This is a genomic window from Guyparkeria halophila (assembly GCF_034479635.1).
Classification (GTDB): Bacteria; Pseudomonadota; Gammaproteobacteria; order Halothiobacillales; family Halothiobacillaceae; genus Guyparkeria; species Guyparkeria halophila.
In genome coordinates, this window is sequence record NZ_CP140153.1 from 1,327,188 (window position 1) to 1,347,809 (window position 20,622).

Sequence of the window (20,622 nt, forward strand, 5' to 3'; positions counted from 1 at the left end):
CTACGGGCCACCCGTTCGGGCGACCCGATTGACCCAACGCGGAGCACGTCGTGGATTTCGAACTTCTCTTGGTGGTTGCCACCTTCGTCAGCGGCCTGATCTGGCTGATCGATCGATTGGCCTTCCGGCCCAGGCGCCGTGCCCGGCTGGCAGCCGAGGCGCAACAGCTGGGTGCCGAGGCGGGCATCGAGGGTGGGGCGACCAAGGACCACGAGCCACTGCTGGTCGACTACGCCAAGTCGTTCTTTCCCATCCTGCTGGCGGTGCTGGTGATCCGCTCGTTCCTGTTCGAGCCGTTCCGCATCCCGTCGGGATCGATGATGCCCACCCTGCTGGTCGGTGATTTCATCCTGGTCAACAAGTTCACCTACGGTCTGCGCCTGCCGGTGGTCAATACCAAGATCGTGCCGATTGACGAACCGGATCGCGGCGATGTGACCGTGTTTCGTTATCCCGAACAGCCCGAGGTGGACTACATCAAGCGGATCGTCGGCTTGCCCGGGGACACGGTGCGTGTCGATGATCAGCGTCTGTGGATCAACGGCGAACCCGTGCCGCTCGAGACGACCGGTCGGTACGAGGGCGATGCCAATCTCAAGCATGCCGGCCTGACCACGGCGATCGAAACATTGCCGGACGGCGGCCCTCACCAGATTCTCATGGACACCGACCGCCGACTGGGCGAGGGGCAGTGGACGGTACCCGAGGGGCATTACTTCGTGATGGGCGACAACCGCAATCACAGCAACGACAGCCGCTTCTGGGGCTTCGTGCCCGAATCGAATCTGGTGGGCAAAGCGGTTATGATCTGGCTGCACTGGAACTGGCAGGACGGTGGATTCGACACCGGGCGCATCGGCCGCTCGATCGACACCGTCGATGCCGATTGACGTCAAACGAGGGAATGCCCCGTTCGTACCGGCGGGCAAGACGAGGATGAAGGAAATGGACAACAGCGTTTCGAAGGGACAATTCCGTGGTCAGCCGATCGGCCGAGTCGTTGGCGCCAGTCGTCAGGGCGGCATGTCGCTGGTGGGATTGATCATTGCCGCGATCGTGCTGGGCTTCGCGGCCCTGGTCGTGATGCAGGTCGTGCCGCTTTACATTGCCGACCAAAAGCTGACCACCATCTTCAAGAGCCTCGAGGAAGAGTCGGCCGGAAGCCCGGCGGAAATCCGTCGCAAGATCGACAAGCAGCTGGACATCAATGAAGCCGACGATCGCTTCGACTCCAAGGAGTTCGAGATCCGGCCGGTCACCGGCGGCTACAGCGTCACCTACAACTACGACGGACGTGCCACCCTGTTCGGCAACCTCTCACTCGTCGCCGAGTTCAAACATCAGACCCGTGTCAGTAACTAAAAGCAGCAATCCCCTGATCCGTGATCCGGATGCCCTGGCGCAATCGCTGGGGTTGTCTTTCGACAATGCCGACCTGCTGGCGCAGGCGCTGCGCCATCGCTCGTCCGGCAAGCTGAACAACGAACGCCTGGAGTTCCTGGGCGATTCGATCCTCAACCTCGCCATCTCGGACTACCTTTACCGCCACAAGCCGGAGGCGACCGAGGGGGCGCTTTCCCGTCTGCGTGCCTCGGTGGTACGCGAGGAAACCCTGGCTCAAGTCGCGCGCCGTATCGGGCTGGGCGATTACCTGGTCATGGGCTCCGGCGAGTTGAAGAGTGGTGGCCATCGGCGCGATTCGATCCTCGCCGACGCACTTGAGGCGATCATCGGGGCCCTCTACCTCGACCAGGGCTTCGCGCCGGCCCACGATTGGGTCCAGTCGCTGTTCGACGACGAGTTGACCTCGCTGCCGGACGCCCAGCAGCTCAAGGATGCCAAGACGCAATTGCAGGAATACCTGCAGCGCGACCGGCAGCCATTGCCGGAATACGAGGTGCTCGAACAGACCGGTCAGGCCCACAAGCAGACCTTTGAAGTCGCCTGCCGGGTCAATTTCCGCGACGATCCGTTCGCGACCCGCGCGAGCGGATCGTCGCGCCGTCGAGCCGAACAGACGGCCGCACGCCGGATGCTCAAGACGCTCCGCGAGCGTCACGACAACAACGCCCCATCGGAGAGCCAGACATGACGGCATCGTCCCGTTTCGGTCACGTGGCGATCGTCGGTCGTCCCAACGTCGGCAAGTCCACCCTGGTCAACCGGCTGGTGGGGCAGAAGGTCTCGATCACCGCGCCGAAGCCACAGACAACCCGTCACCGGATCACGGGCATCATCACCGAGCCGCGCGGTCAGATCGTGTTGATCGACACGCCGGGGCTGCACGAGGGTGGTCGGGATGCCCTCAATCGCCAGCTCAATCGCACCGCGCGCAGCGCGCTCGAAGGCGTCGACCTGATCCTGTTCATGGTCCAGGCGGGGCAGTTCGGCGCCGAGGACGAGTCCGTGCTCAAGCTGCTCTCGCATGTCGAGGCGCCGGTGGTGCTGGTGGTGAACAAGGTCGATCTGGTCAACGACAAGACGGAACTGCTGCCGTTTCTGGCCAGGATCGGCGACAAGGGCGACTTCGCCGAGGTCTATCCGATGAGCGCCCGACGTCAACGCGGCCTCGACGGCCTGCTCGACCTGGTGTTCTCGTATTTGCCAGAAGGACCGATCGGCTACGACGAGGACCAGGTGACGACCGCGCCGGTGCGTTTCATGACCGCGGAGATCATCCGCGAAAAGCTCGCTCGCTCGCTCCACGACGAGTTGCCCTACCAGACCACCGTGATGATCGAGCGCTTCGAGGAAACCGATCGCCTGGTCACGATCGGCGCGGTCATCTACGTGGCCCGCGCCGGCCAGAAGGGCATCGTGATCGGCAACAAAGGCTCACGTCTGAAGATCGTGGGGCAACAGGCGCGCGAGGCGATCGAACATTTGCTCGACAAGCGCGTCATGCTCGATCTTTGGGTCAAGGTAGCGGACGACTGGGCCGACGATGAACGCTCGGTGGCCGCGCTTGGGTACCAGCTGCCCGAATGAGGCCGACCGGGCCGGTTGGCCGAGGCGGGTGACGCCATGCGCGGTTTTCTGCTCCACGCGCGGCCATTCAAGGAACACGGTCTGCTGCTCGACTGGTTGACCGACACCCGCGGCTGGGTACGGATGCGCCAGAATGGCGGGCGCCGGGTCAAAAAACGCGGCAGTCAGCGCCCGCCCAGTTTTGTCTGCCTGGAGGTGGAGACCGCCGGGCGAGGGGGATGGCCCATACTGACCGGGGCCGAGCCGGTCGAGGGGCTTCGCTTTCTGCACGGTCAATCGCTGGCGGCAGCCTTCTACCTGCATGAGCTGATCCTGCGGGCACTGCGTCCGGAAGAAGCGGTGCCGGGCCTGTTTCTTGATTACTGGAAAAGCCTTGCCATGCTCGATTCGCCCGAGATGCCGGTTTCGGTGGTCGTGCGACGGTTCGAGCGCCAGCTGCTGGAGCATCTCGGTGCCGGGCTTGACTGGGAACGGGCGGCCGATGGCCTGCCGATCGAGCCGGAATGGCAATATCGCGTCGGCCTGCAGGGCGGTATCGTGCCCGGTAACGGGGCGAACGCCGTGTCGGGCCGCCTGCTGCGTGCGATCGCTCGCGACGAGGCGCTGACCGATGCCGTCGACCGACGCCGGGCGCGGGACCTGATGCAGGGCTTGCTGGCCCCGCACGTGGGCTCGGCCCCGTTCTTGTCGCGACGGTTGTGGCCCAGCACTAGGGATTCGACCCCGGGCCCCGATGCAGGCGAGCCGCGCAGGCCCTAGACTGTTCCCCGCATTTATTGATCCGCTCAACGCCCACACGAACTCCGGAAATCGAAGACCATGACCAATCGCGTCACCGCCCAATACCCCCTGCTCGGTCTGAATATCGATCACGTCGCGACCCTGCGTCAGGCGCGCGGGACGCGTTACCCCGATCCGGTGCACGCCGCCTTGCTCGCCGAGCAGTCGGGGGCCGACAGCATCACCTTGCACCTGCGGGAGGACCGTCGCCACATCCAGGATCGTGACGTGGCGACCCTGCGCGACCTGCTGCAGACCCGCATGAATCTCGAGATGGCGGCGACCGACGAGATGATCGAACTGGCCTGCCTGCTCCGCCCGCACGATGTCTGCCTGGTGCCCGAGCGCCGCGAGGAATTGACCACCGAGGGCGGTCTGGACGTGGCCGGGCAGATCGAGCGCATCCACGCGGCCTGTGATCGCATGGGCGAGGCCGGTATTCGCGTGTCGCTGTTCGTCGATGCCGACCCGCGGCAGATCGATGCCGCGGTGGCCTGCGAGGCCCCGGTAATCGAAATCCACACCGGCCACTACGCCGATGCCATCGACGATCATGCGGCCCAGGAGCAACTCGATCTGATTCGACAGTGTGCCCGGGATGCCGCCGACGTGGGGCTGGCCGTCAATGCCGGTCACGGGCTGCACTACCACAACGTGGCGGCGATCGCGGCCATCGAGCAGATCGAGGAACTCAATATCGGGCACGCGATCATCGCCCAGTCGGTCTTCTCCGGTCTGCCGGCGGCCGTGCGCGAGATGAAGACGCTGATGCACGCCGCCCGCTTTGGTCGCTCTGCCGGCTGACCGGGTCCCGGCCGGACACCGCTGACATGATTCTGGGTATCGGCACCGATCTGGTCGAGATTGCACGTATCGAGGCGGCGCTCGATCGCCACGGCTCGCGCCTGGTTGAGCGTGTGCTGGGCCCCGTGGAGCGCGAGCGGGTGCCGGATCGCAATCCGGCCCCCTGGATCGCCAAGCGCTTCGCGACCAAGGAGGCCGTCGCCAAGGCCCTGGGTACCGGGTTTCGGGATGGCTTGCGGTTGGTCGACATCCAGACCGGACACGACGACTACGGTCGCCCGCGCGTCCAGCTCGACGGCAAGGCGCGCGAACGGTTCGAGTCCCTGGGTGGGGTGTCGATCGAGCTTTCGGTCAGCGACGAGCGCGCCTACGCACTCGCCTTTGTCGTGATCAGCGGTTAAGCGCGCGGCGACGTCGCTGATACAAGGCATCGGTCACGGCGATCAGCCCGGTGGCCACGGTAGGGACCAGCAGGTTGTTGACCGTTCCGAGCGGCCCCTGGGCGAATACCGCCATGGCCCCGCCGGCCACGTAGCCGCCAAGCAGGGTGATCAGGAGCCAGCCTTGCCACGCCCAGGCGCGGCGCCGAATGAGGCGGGCGAGGTATAGGCCCAGATCCGTGGCGATGCCGGTGACGTGGGTGGTGCGGATCAACAGGCCCCGGTAGCTCGCCACCAACGCATTCTGCAGGCCGCAGGCGATCGCGGCGGCCGCCAATGCCGCGATGGCGCTTCCCAGGATCACGCCGAGCACGGCGATTCCCAGCAATAGCGATTCGAGACCCAGGGCCCAGGCATAACGCGTGCTTTGCGGGAACGGTCGTCTCCCGATCAGCAGGCCCGAGAGCGTGGCACCGCCGATGAAACCGGCCAGGATAATCACCGCGGTGATGACCACCATCGGGCTGGCCAGCGCCATGCCCTCGCTCAGGTGGGACGCCGTGCCGGTCATCTGGCTGACGGGCAGCCCGAACGCGATCAGCATGACGCTGTTCACGTGACCGGCCAGGCCCGCCATCACGAAGGCGATCAGGAACGTCTTGCTGGAAGCGGACTCGTCGGTGGTGCGTGGCGGGTAGGGCATGGGGATGTGGTCTCAACAAGCGGATGATGCGGCGAGGATAATCGCCCGATTGCCCTTGCTGTAGACGGGGAATGGCCGTAAAATGCGCCGCTTGTTTCTCCTGCCTGACCGTTCCGCATGCGGCAGGCTGCCTTCCATCCACAGGAGTTTTGATCCATGCGTCATTACGAAATCGTCTTCATGGTCCATCCGGACCAGAGCGACCAGGTCCCCGCCATGATCGAGCGCTACCGCGGCATCATCGAAGCCGCACAGGGCACGGTCCACCGCCTCGAGGACTGGGGTCGCCGTCAACTGGCCTACCCGATCAAGAAACTGGTCAAGGCGCACTACGTCATGCTGAACGTCGAGACCGACCAGGCTGCCCTGGCCGAGCTTGAGGAAGCGTTCAAGTTCAACGACGCCGTCCTGCGCCACATGACCATCCGTTGCGACGAGGCCTACACCGAAGCCTCCCCGATGATGCAGGAGCGCGAAGCCGAGCGCCGTCCGCGCCGTCGTGACGATGACAACAAGCGCGAAGAGCGTCGTGACGACGACAAGAAGTCCGACGACTCCAGCGAATAAGTTTCAAGAGGTTTGATCCATGGCCCGTTTTTTCCGTCGCAAGCGTTTTTGCCGTTTCACCGCCGAGGGCGTGAAGCACATCGATTACAAGGACATTGACACCCTGCGTCAGTACGTCACCGAAACCGGCAAGATCGTGCCGAGCCGCGTGACTGGTACCAACGCCCGTTATCAGCGTCAGCTGCAGACCGCCATCAAGCGTGCGCGCTTTCTGGCCCTGCTGTCGTACACCGACCGTCACTGATCGCGTCCGTCTTGAGCGTCTAGGAGTCAATATCCCATGCAAGTAATTCTGTTGAGTAAGGTCGAGAACCTCGGCTCGCTGGGCGACGTGGTCAACGTTCGTCCGGGCTACGCCCGTAATTTCCTGATCCCGTATGCAAAGGCCAAGCCGGCGACGAAGGCCAACATGGCCGAGTTCGAAGAGCGCCGCGCCGAGCTCGAGAAGAAGGCCGCCGAAGAGCTGGCCGCCGCTCAGGCTCGAGCCGACAAGATCGGTGAAGAAGCCAGCGTCACCATCCCGGTCAAGGCCGGCGCCGAAGGCAAGCTGTTTGGCTCGGTCGGCACCGACGAGGTGGCCGCCGCCGTCAACGAGGCATTCGGTGTCGAGATGGAGAAGCGTGAAGTGCGGATGCCGGAAGGCGCCCTGCGCGCGCTGGGCGAGTTCCCGATCCAGCTGCACCTGCACTCGGAAGTCGACGTCGAGATCAACGTCGTGGTCGTTCCGGAGCAGTAATCCGGTCGACCGGTCATTGCGGGGCCTTGGTGTCCCGTGAGCTTGGCCGACAGTGCGTACAGGCCCGCCCTCGTTGAGGTGCGGGCCTTTCTTTTGTTCCGCCGACACCGAAAACGTCCCGCTTTTGAATCAGGGAACCGGTCTGGATCCGCGTGGTCAACGTCCCACGCAGGGCGTATCATCCACCCTTCCATCGGGGAGTCCCAACCGGCCGTCACGACGATCGCCGTCAGACGTCCCCTTGCGCCGTCACACCTTCTGGTACACGAGATTCATGTCACTCCCGGACTACGATTCCGACAAGCCCAAACCCCGTCGCAGCGCGAATTCAGCGGTCGGCTCACCGCTGTCATTGCGGGTGCCGCCGCATTCCCAGGAGGCCGAGCAGGCCGTGCTGGGCGGGCTGATGCTCGACCCACTCGCCTTCGAGCAGGTGGGCGACAAGCTCACGGCCCCGGATTTCTATTTCCACGACCATCGACTGGTATTCCAGGTGATCGGGGAGCTGGCCGAACGCAGCCAGCCCTTCGACGCGATGGTGGTCTCCGAGCGCCTCAAGACGCTCGAGAAACTCGAGGATATCGGTGGCAACGATTACCTGGCGGCCCTGGTCGATTCGGTCCCCAGTGCGGCCAACATAGCCGCCTATGCCGAGATCATCCGTGAGCACTCGCTGTTGCGCCAACTGATCGAGGTCGGCACCGAGATCTCCCGCAAGAGTTACCAGACCGAGGGGCAGACGGCCTACGACGTGCTGGAACTGGCGGAAAAGCAGATCTTCGCCATTGCCGACGAGGGTTCTCGGACCCGGCGCGGCTTTCAAAGCATCACGGATCTGTTGACCGTGGCCATGGACCGGATTGCCGAGCTCTACGAGAACAAGGGCGAAGTAACCGGTATCAGCACCGGGTTCAGCGATCTCGACGAGATGACCACCGGCCTGCAGAAGGGCGATCTGGTGATCGTCGCCGGCCGTCCGTCGATGGGCAAGACGACCTTCTCGATGAACATCGCCGAGAATGTCGCCCTGTACAGCAAGAAGGCCGTCGCGGTGTTCTCGATGGAGATGCCGGGCGATCAGCTGGCCGTGCGGATGCTGTCGTCTCTGGGGCGGATCGACCAGACCAAGGTGCGCACCGGCCGTCTGGAAGACAGCGACTGGCATCGTATTTCCGGGGCGGTAGGGCAACTGAGCCAGACCAAGATCTTTATCGACGACACCCCGGCCCTCTCGCCATCCGATCTGCGTTCGCGGGCGCGGCGGCTCGCGCGGGAAGAGGACCTTGGCCTGATCGTGGTCGACTATCTCCAGTTGATGCAGGTGCCGGGCTCCAAGGAGAACCGCACCACCGAGATCTCCGAGATCTCGCGCTCGCTCAAGGCGGTCGCCAAGGAACTCAACGTGCCGGTGATCGCGCTCTCCCAGCTCAACCGCTCGCTCGAGCAACGCCCCAACAAGCGTCCGGTGATGTCTGACCTGCGCGAGTCGGGTGCGATCGAGCAGGATGCCGACATCATCATGTTCATCTACCGGGAAGAGGTCTACGAGCCCGATACCGAGAAGAAGGGCATGGCCGAGATCATCATCGGCAAGCAGCGTAACGGCCCGGTCGGCACGGTGCCGATGACCTTCCGCGGCCAGAACACCCGGTTCGAGGACTTCATCAGCCCCGAGAGCATTCCGGAAGCCTACCGGTGATGCGGCGCGCGCGTCTGCTGATCGATACCGGGGCGTTGCGCCATAATCTCGGCGTCGCGCGGGCCGCGGCGGGTAGACGGTCGATCTTCGCCGCGGTCAAGGCCGACGGCTACGGTCACGGGCTGCTCACGGCGGCGCGGGCCTTCTCGAAGGCCCAGACGGACGGCCTGGCCGTGGCGACGCCGGGGGAGGGCATCGCGCTGCGAGAGGCGGGGTTGTCCGAACGGATTCTGGTGCTGCAGGGGGCGCTGACCGCCGAGGAACTGGAGGCCGCCGCCGAGCGCTCGCTGGAGTTGGTCTTTCACGACATGGCGCAACTCGACCTGTTGGAGCGCCACGCCGCTTCTTTGCCGCCGGAACGCCTCCGCGCCTGGATCAAGGTGGACACGGGCATGCATCGCGAGGGGCTGGCACCCGAGCAGGTGCCATCGGTTCGCGAGCGGTTGTCGGCCAGTCCGGCAGTCGGGGGGACGATCGGCCTGATGACCCATTTTGCCCGAGCCGACGAGCCGGATGGTTCGGCGACCGAGCAGCAAATCCAGACGTTTGCTGCCGTGGCAGGCGACTGGTCGGGTGAGACGAGCATGTGCAATTCCGCGGCCCTGCTGGGTACGAGCGCCGCCGGTGGCGACTGGGTCCGCCCGGGCATCATGCTCTACGGCGGCAATCCGTTCATTTTCGGCGAGGCGGCCCACCATCCTCTGCAGGCTGCCATGACCCTCAAGACGGTGCTGGTTGCCGTTCGCCAGGTCCAGCGCGGGGCCTCCGTCGGCTACGGGGGGCGTTTCGTCGCCCCGGAGACGATGCCGGTGGGACTGGCATCGGTCGGCTACGGCGATGGGTATCCGCGGCATGCGCCGGATGGCACGCCGATCCTCGTCAACGGTCAGCGCAGCCAGGTGATCGGGCGGGTCTCGATGGACCTGGTGACGGTGGACCTGCGTGGCATCCACGCGCAGGTGGGTGACGAGGTGGAATGCTGGGGCAGTGGCTTGCCAATCGATCAAGTGGCGCAGGCCGCCGGCACGATCAGTTACGAGCTGATGTGCCAGGTCAGCGGGCAGTTGCGAGCCGAGGCCACGATTCTCGACTAGGGAAATGCTGCACGCCGCTGCGGGGCGCCAGGTGCCCACCCGCGGCGGCGGGTGGATGACACGCTGGGCAGCACCGTTGCTGGGCTCAGTCCTGGTCCTGCTCCCGCAGGGCGAGTGCCGCCAGGGTGCGTCCAACCAATCCGGTCTGGGCGTTCTCGTGGCTTTCCAGGAGGGCATCCAGCCGGCGCTCTCCTTCGACGATGGCAACGAAGGCGTGCGCCGTCGAACCCTGGACGCCAGCCGCCCGGGCCGCCTCGCGCATCTCGTTCAAGGCCGCCAGTGCATCGCGCTCCCCCCAGGTGGCGGCGAGGATCAAGGCGGCAATCTGCTCGGCCGCCTCGACTTCGGCCTGTTCGGCGACATGCTGTAGCCACTGGGGCTCATCCGTGGCCCGCTCGATCGCCGCGAGGATCATGCGATCTTCTTCATCGAGCGTCGATGCGTCGACTGTCTTTCCCGCCAGGCGTCTCCTGAGGGCCTTGGCCAAATCGTTCCAGCCATCCTCCCGGTACCGCTCGATTGCCAGCAACGCGGCGGTGTCCGCCGTCGCGGTGGACTTGGATGAGGCAAGAGCGGCGCCCACGGCCTCGATCAGCTCGAGGTGGACGGCGGCGACCTGACTGGAAACGTCTGTCATCTCGGCTACTCTACTGGGCTAAATTCGTGTGGCTGCATGGGCCGGACCCGATGAGCCAGGCTTGCAAGGGCACGTCCTGCACCACGCGGCCGCTCACCCCGAGCGGTTTCACAGAGTAAAGCGCTTGGAGAAACGATGGAATACCGACGATTGGGCAACAGTGGCCTCAAGGTGAGCGAGATCTGTCTCGGCACGATGACCTTTGGCGAGCAGAACACGGAGGGCGAGGCACACGAGCAACTCGATCACGCGATCGCTTCCGGGATCAACTTCATCGATACCGCGGAGATGTATCCGGTACCCCCACGGGCAGAGACACAGGGGCGCACGGAGTCCTACGTTGGTTCCTGGTTGCGCAAGCAGCGGCGTGACGAGCTGATCATCGCCACCAAGATCACCGGCGCGGGGCGTGCCAGCCTCAATCATGTTCGTGGTGGTCCTCGCGTGACGCGAGAACACGTCCGGAAGGCGATCGACGATAGCCTCGGTCGTTTGCAGACCGACTACGTCGATCTCTACCAGATTCATTGGCCGGATCGGTACGTGCCCAAGTTCGGCCAGGCCTATTACGACCCCGACGAACGTTGGGAGAGCGAGTCGATCGATGAGCAGTTACGGGCACTCGGCGAACAGGTCGAGGCCGGCAAGATCCGGTATGTGGGGCTGTCGAACGAGACGCCCTTCGGGGTGATGGCCTTCGTCGAGGCGGCGCGTCGACATGGGCTGCCGGTCGTCACCTCGGTGCAGAACGCCTACCATCTGATGAACCGGACCTTCGAAACCGGGGGGCTGGCCGAGGTCTGCAATGAGCTCGATGTGGCGCTGTTGCCCTACAGTCCGCTGGCATTCGGTCATCTGACCGGCAAATACCTGGACGATCCGTCGGCCCCGGGCCGCATCACGCGCTTCCCCGATTTCGGCCAACGTTATGAAAAGCCCAACGCCGCCGCGGCGACCCGCGCCTACGTGGATCTGGCCCGCGAGCACGGTCTGTCGCCGGCACAGATGGCGATCGCGTTCACCCTGCGTCGCCCCGAGGTGGCCGCCACCATTATCGGTGCCACCACCCTGCGCCAGCTCGAGGAAAACATTGCCGCGGCCGATGTGTCACTTTCGTCGGAACTGCTCGACGCGATCGATGCGATCGACGCCCGCTATCCGAACCCCACGGTCTGACGTCGGAAGGGAGACGACCATGAGTGAAGATCTGATCGCATCGACCGCCGCCAACCCCTTGTTCCGCGAGGCATGCTTTATCGACGGGCAGTGGATTTCGCCCGAGGATGCGGAACGACAGGTGGTGACCAACCCGGCCAACGGCGCGCAGATCGGCGCGGTCCCCCGGCTGGGAGCTGAGCACACGCGGCAGGCGATCGAGGCGGCCAACCGGGCCTGGCCGGCCTGGCGGGCACAGACCGCCGAGGCGCGCGGCGCGATCTTGTACCGCTGGTACGAACTGATGCTCGAGCATGAACAGGTGCTGGCGCGGATCATGACGATCGAGCAGGGCAAGCCGCTGGCCGAATCGGCCGGCGAGATCCGCTACGCGGCCTCGTTTCTCAAGTGGTTCGCGGAAGAGGCCCGGCGTGCCTATGGTCGGACCATCCCGCCGGCCAAAACCGGGCAGCAAATCGTGGTGATCCGCCAGCCGATCGGCGTCTGTGCGGCAATCACCCCCTGGAATTTCCCCTCCTCGATGATTACCCGCAAGGCGGCTGCCGCGCTCGCCGCCGGTTGCCCGATCGTCGTCAAACCGGCCAGCGCCACGCCGTTTTCCGCGTTGGCATTGGCGGCGCTCGCGGAACAGGCCGGGGTGCCGACGGGGGTATTCAACGTGTTGACCGGTTCGGCAAGCGAGATTGCCGGCGAGATGACGGCCAACCCGATCGTGCGCAAGATCTCGTTCACCGGTTCGACCGAGGTGGGTAGTGCGCTGATGCGCCAGGCGGCCGGGAACGTGCAGAAGATTTCCCTGGAACTGGGGGGGAACGCGCCGTTTATCGTGTTCGACGATGCCGATCTCGAGGCTGCCGTGGAAGGCGCGATCGCCGCCAAGTTCCGAAACACCGGCCAGACCTGTGTTTGCGTCAACCGCTTCTACGTTCAGGAAGGGATGTATGACGCGTTCATCGGCCGGCTGAAGGACCGCATCGAGGGCCTGGAATTGGGCGACGGGATGAACCCCGATTCCGACGTGACCCCACTGATCGACAAGGCGGCCGCGGACAAGGTGCTGGCGCAGATCGAGGATGCGACAGCCCAGGGCGCCACGCTGGTTACCGGCGGGCGACGTGATCCCCGCGGCGAAAATTACGTGCTGCCGACGCTGCTGACGGAAATCCGCCAATCGATGCAGGTCATGCACGAGGAGACGTTCGGCCCACTGGTGGCCGTGTCACGCTTTACCGACGAGGCGCAGGCGATCGAAATGGCGAACGACACGCCTTTCGGTCTGGCGGCCTATTTCTATAGCGAGAACGTCCACCGGGTCTGGCGGGTGGCCGAGGCGATCGAGGCGGGCATGATCGGGATCAACACCGGACTGGTGTCCAATGCCGCGGCACCCTTCGGTGGGGTCAAGGCATCGGGCCTGGGGCGCGAGGGCGCGAGCGAGGGATTGGACGAGTACCTGGAGACCAAATACCTGCTGATGGGGTGAGGCCATTGGGGCCGATGCCCGTTGGTTGTTTCAGCAGGGAGGCCCGTCGCCAGCGCTAGGGAAACTCTGCACGAATCGATAGTGTCTCTGCGGGATCGCCAAGGATCCAGATGCAAGGCGCAGTGCGCAGTGAATGGCCGTTGCCATTCGCAAGCACCGCAACGCCGCAGATGGGCCCTTGGCGGCCCGCCCGTGCGGGGCTCGCGGGTTGGCCCGCACTCGTCGTTCCCGGCCCTCGACGGGCAGCGAGCCCGCCTTCGGCCCGGCGCCTCGATTGCGAACAAACCCGCGAGCCAGAGGCGCCATCGATTCATGCGAAGTTTCCCTTCGATGAAACGGCAGGCTCAGGCCATCGCATTGAGGTTCGAGCCGGCCATCACTTGGTTGGCCGTGCGGCGATACTGGGTGGATGCGTCGCTCGAATCTACCCCCGCGGCGGAGCGCTCATCGTCGCCTTGAAAGTCGGGGCCGGCGCGGGACTCGGCCTGGTCGCTGGCTTGGCCGGTGGACTGGGCTTCGGCCTGTGCCTCGGCCTGCGCGCGATTGCGTTCGGCCGTTGCCTGCGCCGCCACGGCCAGGTCGGTGGGTGACGGCTCGGCCGGGGCCAGGGCCGCGCGAATGACCTGTGCCATTTTATCCGCGGTCGCTCGTGGATCGTCCGGGACGGGCGTGGTATCGATCTGGACGTCGCCACCCACCGCGTAGCGTTTTCCGTCGGGTCCCTGTTGGTAGTCGTAGGAACCACCGCGCACGAGGTTGCCTCCGGCCGCACGATGGGCATTCTCATGGGCACGCACCTCGCGATCACGCGCCTTGAGGTCCGTCAGCATGCGTTGCTCCTCGATCGCCGTCGCGTCGGTCGTCATGGGTGCCCGAACCGGGCGCGCCTCATCGCTCTCCCGGCGTTCAACTCGCGGCGTTTCCGCGGTTGCCACCGGCGCTTGTGGCTTGGTGGCCGGCCCCATGCCGGTTGGTGCCACGACCGTCGACCCGCCCGGCACGAACGGCGGGGCAGGCGGGAGGCTGGGCAATGAGGCAGCGATCGGTGTCATTGACGGGGATGGGTCTCGATTCAGATCAATCGGTTATATCGTCTTTGTGCACGATCTGCAATATCTGCGATAAGCGCATCCGCCGCAGACGAATCGCCCCATCCGCCGACTGCGGAGCATGACAAGTCGACGGAACCCCGTGATGATGCTGTTGTCCCCGTGACCATGAGCCAGGTGGCCCGGGCGAGGGCGGCTTGGATTCGTCCCGACCGACGACTAGGCTCTCACCTGACAGTTAGGGTTTTTCACCAAGAGGATTCGCGATATGGCACAGGCACCACAGAAAGACAGTAACGCCGAGCTCGAAGCGGTCAAGGCCGATCTGGCGCAGTTGCGTGGCGACGTGGGCGACATGCTCAAGGCGTTCAAGGAACAGAACGAAGCCCGAGTTCGACAAGGCGCAGGGAGAGCGCGTGACGAGGTCCAGTCGGCCTTCGACGAGGGTCTCGACACCCTGAATCGCGGGTACGAGCAGGCGCGACAGTATGGCGATAAGCGCGTCGAGGAGGCCGAGCAAATGGTCGGTCGCCACCCGTTGACCTCGGTGGTCGCCGCCTTTGGCGTGGGGTTTGTCATTGCCAAGTTGATCGACGGAGGCCGACACTGAAAGCGCTGACCGATTATGTCCTCGCCTTGACCAACCTGGTCGAGGCCGAGGGGCGGGTGCTCCGCCAACAGGTCGGCCGCGTTGCGGCCGCCGTCGTGTTGCTGGGCGTGGTCGGATTGTTGGCGGTGGTGGCCATCGGGTTGGTGCTCGCGGCGATCTACCACTGGGTCGCCCCGGTTTGGGGGGCCGCGGGTGGTTTCGCCGTGATCGCCTCCGTGAGCTTGCTGGTTGCGGCCATGCTGGGTTTCTGGGCCTACCGATGGTTGCGGTGACTAGCGACGCCCGACGGCTCGAGCAGCGCGCTCGCCGGTCTCATGTCGGGGCTTTCCCGTCTGCCCGGTGCGAACCCTCTCCCTCAGAGGACCTGCAGCGGGCCAAGCTGGCCTTGCAAGACAGCAGCCAACGCCTGCAAGGCGGTGCCGAGATGCTTTGGCTCCCGGTTGCGTCTGGCACGCAGCACCACCCGTGGCGGACGCTGGGGCTGGCCGTGGCCGCGGGTACGGCCTATGGCTGGCTGGATGATGCGACGCACGGCGCCGTTACCCGTTTCACGTGGCATGTGTTGCGAACCCGGGTGCTCCGGAACGGTCTCAGGTTGCGGTAACCACGTTTAAGGAAACTCTGCACGAATCCGATGCGCGCCGGCCCAACGAGTCGTTCGTGGTCAAGGCGCGCGGGACGTTTTCGGGCTCGTGCACGGGTTCCTCGAGGAGGAAGGGTGATGCCGCAGGATGAGGATCGAGCGAAAACCGGTCAGGCATTGGTCGTCAACGAGGCGCCACGCAATCTGGGCGATCTGCTGCAACGGATCGCACAGGTCGCATCCGACCGGGACGACGTCTATCTGGCGACCATCATGGACGCGCTCGGCACGCGGTCGTTCGGCCCGGTCCTCCTTCTGATCGGTGTGATCCTCGTATCGCCCCTAAGTGGCTTGCCGGGCATGCCGACCACGATGGGAATCGGTTTGGCGTTGATCTCCCTGCAACTGGTCATGGGCCGAGAGGCATTCTGGCTGCCTCGTTGGCTGCTTGATCGTCACGTGCCCAGCGGCCGCCTCCAGAGCGCACTGCAATGGCTGGACCGGCCGGCGCGTTTTATTGATTGGTGGCTGCGGCCACGACTCTCCATACTGGCCTCCGACAGTGGCGCGGTTTTCATCGCCGCGATCTGCCTGCTGTTGGCGCTGGCCATGCCGGCGATGGAATTGGTGCCATTCTCGGCGACGGCCGCGGGACTGGCCGTGGTGGCTTTCGGCCTGGCGCTGGTGGCCATCGACGGCCTGTTCGTGTTGCTGGGGGTGTTCTACCTGCTGGCCGTCGCCACGTTGGCCATCACCGGACTGGTGGCGACCTGAGGTGTTCTGACACCCGCCATCGGCCGTGACCGCCAGGAACGCTGAACGCGATTCGATGGCACCTCCGGCTTGCGGAGTTGCCCGCCATCAAGTCGGTACGGCAGAGGCAGTGGCTGTTCGTACCGCGTTTCTCCGGGTCAGTCGTCGCGCACGCAGTCGATGAAGTAGCGCAGACCCTCCTCGGTATCCTCCGCCACCAGACCGTGCACGTCGGTCTCAAACCCCGGCACCTGTTTGTTGAAGTGGCGAACGAACGTCAGGTACTCGACGATGCGGGCATTGAAGCGTTCGCCCGGTACCAGGAGCGGAATACCCGGCGGGTAGGGTGTGACCAGTGACGCGGTGATCCGTCCCTCCAGTTCGTCGATCGGTACACGGTCGATCTGCTTTCTCGCCATCTTCGACCAGGCATCCGCCGGGCGCATCGCCGGCTGGATATCGGAGAGGTACATCTCGGTGGTCAGCTTGGCGACATCGTGCTCTCGGTAGACCGCGTGGAGCTTTTCGCAGAGATCACGCAGGCCCACCCGTTCGTAGCGCGGATGCTTGTTGACGAACTCGGGCATGATCCGCCACAGCGGCTGGTTGCGCTGATACTCGTCCTTGAACTGCTGCAACGCGGTCAGCAGCGTGTTCCAGCGGCCCTTGGTGATGCCGATGGTGAACATGATGAAAAAGCTGTAGAGGCCGGCCTTCTCGACCACCACGCCGTGCTCAGCCAGATAGCGGGTAACGATCGACGCCGGGATGCCCCAGTCGTGGAAATCACCGTCGACATCGAGCCCTGGCGTGATGATGGTCGCCTTGATCGGATCAAGCATGTTGAAGCCGGTCGGCACCTGGCCGAAGCCATGCCAGCGGTCGTCCTCGTGGAGCATCCAGTCGTCGCGGGTGCCGATGCCTTCCTCGGGGATCGAATCCGGGCCCCAGACCTTGAACCACCAGTCATCGCCGTATTCGGCATCCACCTTCTGCATGGCGCGGCGGAAGTCCATCGCCTCGAAGATCGACTCCTCGACCAGCGCTGTACCGCCCGGCGGTTCCATCATCGAGGCGGCCACGTCGCAGGAGGCGATGATCGCGTACTGCGGCGAGGTCGAGGAGTGCATCAGGTAGGCCTCGTTGAACACGTCCTGGTCGAAGCGTTCCTTGTTGCAGTCCTGCACCAGCACTTGGGAGGCCTGCGACAAGCCGGCCAGCAGCTTGTGGGTCGACTGCGTCGAGTAGATCACCGAGTCGTCGCAGCGGCGCCGGTCGGCACCGATGGCATGGTAGTCGCCGTAGAAGTCGTGGAAGGCCGCGTGCGGCAGCCACGCCTCGTCGAAATGCAGAACCTCGACGAAACCGTCGAGCTCGTCCTTGATCTCCTCGACGTTGTAGAGAATGCCGTCGTAGGTGGACTGGGTGATGGTCAGTATCTTGGGCTGCTGGTCCTCGGCCTTGCCGGCGAACGGGTGCTCGGCGATCTTCTTCTTGATGTTCTCCTTGGAGAACTCCCGGCGGGGGATCGGGCCGATGATGCCGTAGTGGTTGCGCGTCGGCATCAGGAACACCGGGATGGCGCCGGTGAGGATGATCGAGTGCAGGATCGACTTGTGGCAGTTGCGATCGACCACGACCACGTCACCCGGGGCGACATTCGAGTTCCACACCATCCGGTTGGAGGTCGAGGTGCCGTTGGTGACGAAGAACAGGTGGTCGGCGTTGAAGATGCGCGCGGCGTTGCGCTCCGAGGCGGCCACCGGGCCGGTATGATCGAGTAGTTGACCGAGTTCCTCGACGGCATTGCAGACATCGGCCCGCAGCAGGTTCTCGCCGAAGAACTGGTGGAACATCTGTCCGACCGGGCTCTTGAGGAAGGCGACGCCGCCGGAATGTCCCGGGCAGTGCCAGGAGTACGAGCCGTCGGCGGCGTAGCCGGTCAGCGCGCGGAAGAAGGGCGGGGCGAGCGAGTTGAGGTAGCTGCGCGCCTCGCGGATCACGTGCCGGGCGACGAACTCGGGCGTGTCCTCGAACATGTGGATGAAGCCGTGCAGCTCCTTGAGCACGTCGTTGGGCAGGTGCCGGCTGGTGCGCGTCTCCCCGTAGAGGAAGATCGGGATATCCGCGTTGCGAAAGCGGATTTCCTGGATGAAGTTGCGTAGCTGGACGATGACCTCCAGCGACTCGTCCACTGAGGCATTGCCGCCGTGAAACTCCTCGTCATCGATGGAGATGACGAACGCGGACACCCGCGCCTGTTGTTGAGCGAAGGCGGCCAGGTCCACGTAGCTGGTGACCCCCAATACCTCCTCGCCCTCGGCACGGATCGCCTCGGCCAGCGCACGAATGCCCAGGCCGGAGACGTTTTCGGAGCGAAAGTCCTCGTCGATAATGACGATGGGGAAGCGGAAGATCATGGATGGTCAACCTCGGGATCCGCAGGTGGCTGTCTCGGCGAAACCAATACCCGTTTGTCGGGTCGGAGAGAAAGCCGCGCCAATGGCAAAACCCGGGGCAGGGCCCCGGGCGAAAAGTTAGGTCCAAGTTTACAACAAATGCCCGCAGGCGCTGCGTCTCGCCGGATCGATCGGCAAGCCAGGTGGTTCAGGCTTGCAGTGCCCGGTCGACACGGATCAAGGAGCCGGGATAGATCCCGACGTGATTCAAAGGTAGGTGACAGCAATGTCCAATCCATCTCAGCACGACTCTAGGGCTCCGGAAAAGGAGCCCGCGGGGCTTGTCGAGCTGCTGCAGTTGTTGGCCAATATCCGGGAAAATGATGCCTCGATCCGGCTCGGCACCGTGCTGGACATCGTCGGTCGGCGCTCGTTCGGGCCCATGCTCCTGCTGGCCGGGCTGATCACGGTTGCGCCGTTGGTCGGCGACATTCCCGGCGTGCCGACGCTGATCGGCATCTTCGTGTTTTTGATCGCCCTGCAGCTGATGCTCAGGCGTGATCACTTCTGGTTGCCATCGTTTTTACTTGAACGCCGGATTCGACAACGCACGCTGCACAAGGCAGTCGTCTGGATGATGCCCACGGCACGATTCACGGATCGCTTCCTGCGTCCTCGATTGACGTTTCTCGTCAACGGCGGGGCGAGCTACGGCGTGGCCGTGTTGGCCATGCTGGTTTCCCTCTTGATGCCGGTGATGGAATTCATTCCGTTCTCGGCCAATGCCGCCGGACTGACGCTGACGATCTTCGGGCTCGCCTTGATCGCTCGTGACGGCGTGCTCGCCCTGGCCGGCTTTGCGCTCACCGGCGGCAGTGTCGGGGTGATCGTGTGGGCGTTGTTATGACGATCTGGTGGTGGCAGGGGACCGTGCGCCCAGCAATGGCCGCATTGCCATCACGCCCAGCACCGCGCCGGGCAATAGCAGCCAGCTCACCTGCGCCCCGAGGTCTTGCCACAGGCTGGTGGTGAGCGGGATGGCCAACGCACTCAAGCCAAAACCGATGCTGTTCATGATCGCCAGCGCGCTGGCGACCCCATCGGGAGGAGCGTGGCGGCTGGCGAGCGCCGAGAATTGGGCCGAGTCGGCGACCACCGCGACGCCCCAGATCAACAATGCCGCGAGGGCGAGGCCGACCGAAAGTGAGGCGAGCCAGGGATAGAACAGGCAGAGCGCGCCGGAGATGGCCAAGGCGCCGACGGCAACCCGGGCGCTACCGAGGTGGCGACTGAGTCGGCCCGCCGCGATGCAGCCGAGGGCGCCGACGCCGATCACCGCAAAGGCGATCAGGGAAATCGTGGTGATGGAAGCCTGCGGATAAAGCCCGGCAACGAACAGCGGCACGAGTACCCAGAAAGCGTACAACTCCCACATGTGGCCGAAGTAACCCAATGCAGCGGCGCGAAAGCCCGGCTGGCGAAAAGCCCGGAAAACCCCGCCCCATTGCATCGTTGGCGATCGCGCCAAGTAAGGCCCGTCGTCGAGCCACGCGATCATCGCCCCGCCGGAGATGGCGAGTAGGGAGGCAAACGTGATCACCAAGGGCCAAGACAGCCCCAGGCTCAATCCTTGCAGCAAGTGCGGTGTTGCCGTGCCCAGCGTGAGCATGCCGACCAGCCAAGCGAGCGCCTCGCCGCGACGTTCGGGTGCCCAGCTGACGATCAGTTTCATACCGACGGGATAGATTCCCGCCAGCGCAAAACCGGTCAAGAATCGGTAGATGCTTGCTGTCGCCAGGTCTTGCGCAAGCCAGGCCAGTGCCAGGTTGGCGCCGGCCCCCGTAATCGCCGAGACCAGGAATACCCGGCTGGCGGCAAAGCGGTCGGCCAGGCCGGAGACGGCAAACAACAGGGTGCCGGCGATAAAGCCCAGTTGCACGGCGGCCGTCAGCGTGCCGATATCGACCGGTGACAGGCCCCAGTCGTGCATCAGGGCATCGCCCACGCCATTGGCGCTGAACCAGAGCGAGGTGCCGAGCAGTTGAGCCAGGACAATGAGGGGGACCGGACGCATCATGGCCGGTATCGTACCGGCAACCGATTCGCCACGGTGAGTGCTGTATCGAACTTTTCTCCCGGCCACAAAAAAACCCCGCACGAGGCGGGGTTTTGCTCCGTACC

General features: G+C 64.6%; 23 protein-coding genes. 18 read left to right on the top strand and 5 right to left on the bottom strand.

The genetic code is table 11. The annotated features are described in order from the left end of the window. Positions 1-50 precede the first annotated feature (50 nt). From lepB to acpS, 7 genes are read left to right on the top strand one after another with little or no spacing between them, the layout of a single operon-like run. Positions 51-890, top strand: coding sequence for a signal peptidase I (gene lepB, locus SR882_RS06130; protein ID WP_322520377.1), 840 nt, complete (start codon positions 51-53; stop codon positions 888-890). A 55-nt stretch (positions 891-945) separates the two neighbouring features. After that, positions 946-1,362, top strand: a complete 417-nt coding sequence (locus tag SR882_RS06135; protein ID WP_322520378.1) for a DUF4845 domain-containing protein — start codon at positions 946-948, stop codon at positions 1,360-1,362. After that, complete coding sequence (gene rnc, locus SR882_RS06140) at positions 1,349-2,092, top strand: ribonuclease III (RefSeq protein WP_322520379.1); 744 nt, start codon at positions 1,349-1,351, stop codon at positions 2,090-2,092. The genes SR882_RS06135 and rnc overlap by 14 nt, the downstream gene beginning before the upstream one ends. Continuing rightward, positions 2,089-2,988, top strand: a complete 900-nt coding sequence (gene era / locus SR882_RS06145; RefSeq protein WP_322520380.1) for a GTPase Era — start codon at positions 2,089-2,091, stop codon at positions 2,986-2,988. Before rnc ends, era begins: the two co-directional genes overlap by 4 nt. A 36-nt stretch (positions 2,989-3,024) precedes the next feature. Further along, positions 3,025-3,747, top strand: coding sequence for a DNA repair protein RecO (gene recO / locus SR882_RS06150; protein ID WP_322520381.1), 723 nt, complete (start codon positions 3,025-3,027; stop codon positions 3,745-3,747). A gap of 60 nt (positions 3,748-3,807) precedes the next feature. Beyond that, positions 3,808-4,572, top strand: a complete 765-nt coding sequence (pdxJ, locus tag SR882_RS06155) for a pyridoxine 5'-phosphate synthase (RefSeq protein WP_322520382.1) — start codon at positions 3,808-3,810, stop codon at positions 4,570-4,572. A 26-nt stretch (positions 4,573-4,598) separates the two neighbouring features. Continuing rightward, positions 4,599-4,973, top strand: coding sequence for a holo-ACP synthase (gene acpS, locus SR882_RS06160; protein WP_322520383.1), 375 nt, complete (start codon positions 4,599-4,601; stop codon positions 4,971-4,973). Here acpS and SR882_RS06165 read toward each other — a convergent pair. After that, positions 4,963-5,655, bottom strand: coding sequence for a YoaK family protein (locus SR882_RS06165; RefSeq protein WP_322520384.1), 693 nt, complete (start codon positions 5,653-5,655; stop codon positions 4,963-4,965). The genes acpS and SR882_RS06165 overlap by 11 nt on opposite strands. A gap of 156 nt (positions 5,656-5,811) precedes the next feature. Here SR882_RS06165 and rpsF point away from each other — a divergent pair, with 156 nt between their 5' ends. The 5 genes from rpsF to alr all read left to right on the top strand — a co-directional run bounded on the left by rpsF (position 5,812) and on the right by alr (position 9,751). Further along, complete coding sequence (gene rpsF, locus SR882_RS06170; RefSeq protein WP_322520385.1) at positions 5,812-6,222, top strand: 30S ribosomal protein S6; 411 nt, start codon at positions 5,812-5,814, stop codon at positions 6,220-6,222. Between the two features lie 19 nt (positions 6,223-6,241). Then, positions 6,242-6,466, top strand: a complete 225-nt coding sequence (gene rpsR, locus SR882_RS06175; RefSeq protein WP_125198602.1) for a 30S ribosomal protein S18 — start codon at positions 6,242-6,244, stop codon at positions 6,464-6,466. A gap of 36 nt (positions 6,467-6,502) precedes the next feature. Then, complete coding sequence (rplI, locus tag SR882_RS06180; RefSeq protein ID WP_322520386.1) at positions 6,503-6,958, top strand: 50S ribosomal protein L9; 456 nt, start codon at positions 6,503-6,505, stop codon at positions 6,956-6,958. Between the two features lie 274 nt (positions 6,959-7,232). Then, a complete protein-coding gene (gene dnaB, locus SR882_RS06185; protein WP_322520387.1) occupies positions 7,233-8,657 on the top strand; it encodes a replicative DNA helicase in 1,425 nt (474 codons plus the stop codon). Continuing rightward, positions 8,657-9,751, top strand: a complete 1,095-nt coding sequence (alr, locus tag SR882_RS06190) for an alanine racemase (protein WP_322520388.1) — start codon at positions 8,657-8,659, stop codon at positions 9,749-9,751. Before dnaB ends, alr begins: the two co-directional genes overlap by 1 nt. An 85-nt stretch (positions 9,752-9,836) precedes the next feature. On the opposite strand, the gene SR882_RS06195 is transcribed toward alr, so the two are convergent. Then, complete coding sequence (locus SR882_RS06195) at positions 9,837-10,388, bottom strand: hypothetical protein (RefSeq protein ID WP_322520389.1); 552 nt, start codon at positions 10,386-10,388, stop codon at positions 9,837-9,839. A gap of 135 nt (positions 10,389-10,523) precedes the next feature. On the opposite strand from SR882_RS06195, the gene SR882_RS06200 reads away from it, so the two are divergent. After that, positions 10,524-11,564 (top strand): aldo/keto reductase, encoded by a 1,041-nt coding sequence (locus SR882_RS06200; protein ID WP_322520390.1) that lies wholly within the window; start codon positions 10,524-10,526, stop codon positions 11,562-11,564. A 19-nt stretch (positions 11,565-11,583) separates the two neighbouring features. Then, positions 11,584-13,047 carry an NAD-dependent succinate-semialdehyde dehydrogenase gene (locus SR882_RS06205; RefSeq protein ID WP_322520391.1) on the top strand — a complete coding sequence of 488 codons (1,464 nt, stop codon included), beginning with the start codon at positions 11,584-11,586 and terminating at the stop codon, positions 13,045-13,047. Positions 13,048-13,391: 344 nt separating this feature from the next. Here the strand turns inward: SR882_RS06205 and SR882_RS06210 are convergent, their stop codons facing one another. Beyond that, entirely contained in the window at positions 13,392-14,099 is a 708-nt protein-coding gene (locus SR882_RS06210) for a putative metalloprotease CJM1_0395 family protein (RefSeq protein ID WP_322520392.1), read from the bottom strand. A gap of 265 nt (positions 14,100-14,364) precedes the next feature. Between SR882_RS06210 and SR882_RS06215 the strand changes: the two genes are divergently transcribed. From SR882_RS06215 to SR882_RS06225, 3 genes are all read left to right on the top strand, one after another. After that, on the top strand, positions 14,365-14,706 hold the full coding sequence (locus SR882_RS06215; protein WP_322520393.1) for a DUF883 family protein: 342 nt from the start codon (positions 14,365-14,367) through the stop codon (positions 14,704-14,706). Positions 14,707-14,732: 26 nt separating this feature from the next. Further along, a complete protein-coding gene (locus SR882_RS06220; protein ID WP_322520394.1) occupies positions 14,733-14,978 on the top strand; it encodes a hypothetical protein in 246 nt (81 codons plus the stop codon). Positions 14,979-15,427: 449 nt separating this feature from the next. After that, complete coding sequence (locus SR882_RS06225; RefSeq protein ID WP_322520395.1) at positions 15,428-16,063, top strand: exopolysaccharide biosynthesis protein; 636 nt, start codon at positions 15,428-15,430, stop codon at positions 16,061-16,063. A 137-nt stretch (positions 16,064-16,200) separates the two neighbouring features. Here SR882_RS06225 and SR882_RS06230 read toward each other — a convergent pair whose 3' ends face one another. Next, positions 16,201-18,462: an arginine/lysine/ornithine decarboxylase gene (locus tag SR882_RS06230; RefSeq protein ID WP_322520396.1), complete on the bottom strand. Its 2,262-nt coding sequence runs from the start codon at positions 18,460-18,462 to the stop codon at positions 16,201-16,203. 265 nt (positions 18,463-18,727) lie between these two features. Here SR882_RS06230 and SR882_RS06235 point away from each other — a divergent pair, with 265 nt between their 5' ends. Next, positions 18,728-19,348: an exopolysaccharide biosynthesis protein gene (locus tag SR882_RS06235; RefSeq protein ID WP_322520397.1), complete on the top strand. Its 621-nt coding sequence runs from the start codon at positions 18,728-18,730 to the stop codon at positions 19,346-19,348. Here the strand turns inward: SR882_RS06235 and SR882_RS06240 are convergent. Further along, the gene (locus SR882_RS06240; RefSeq protein ID WP_322520398.1) at positions 19,343-20,518 is read right to left on the bottom strand and encodes an MFS transporter; all 1,176 of its coding nucleotides are present in this window, start codon (positions 20,516-20,518) and stop codon (positions 19,343-19,345) included. The genes SR882_RS06235 and SR882_RS06240 overlap by 6 nt on opposite strands. Between the last annotated feature and the right edge of the window lie 104 nt (positions 20,519-20,622).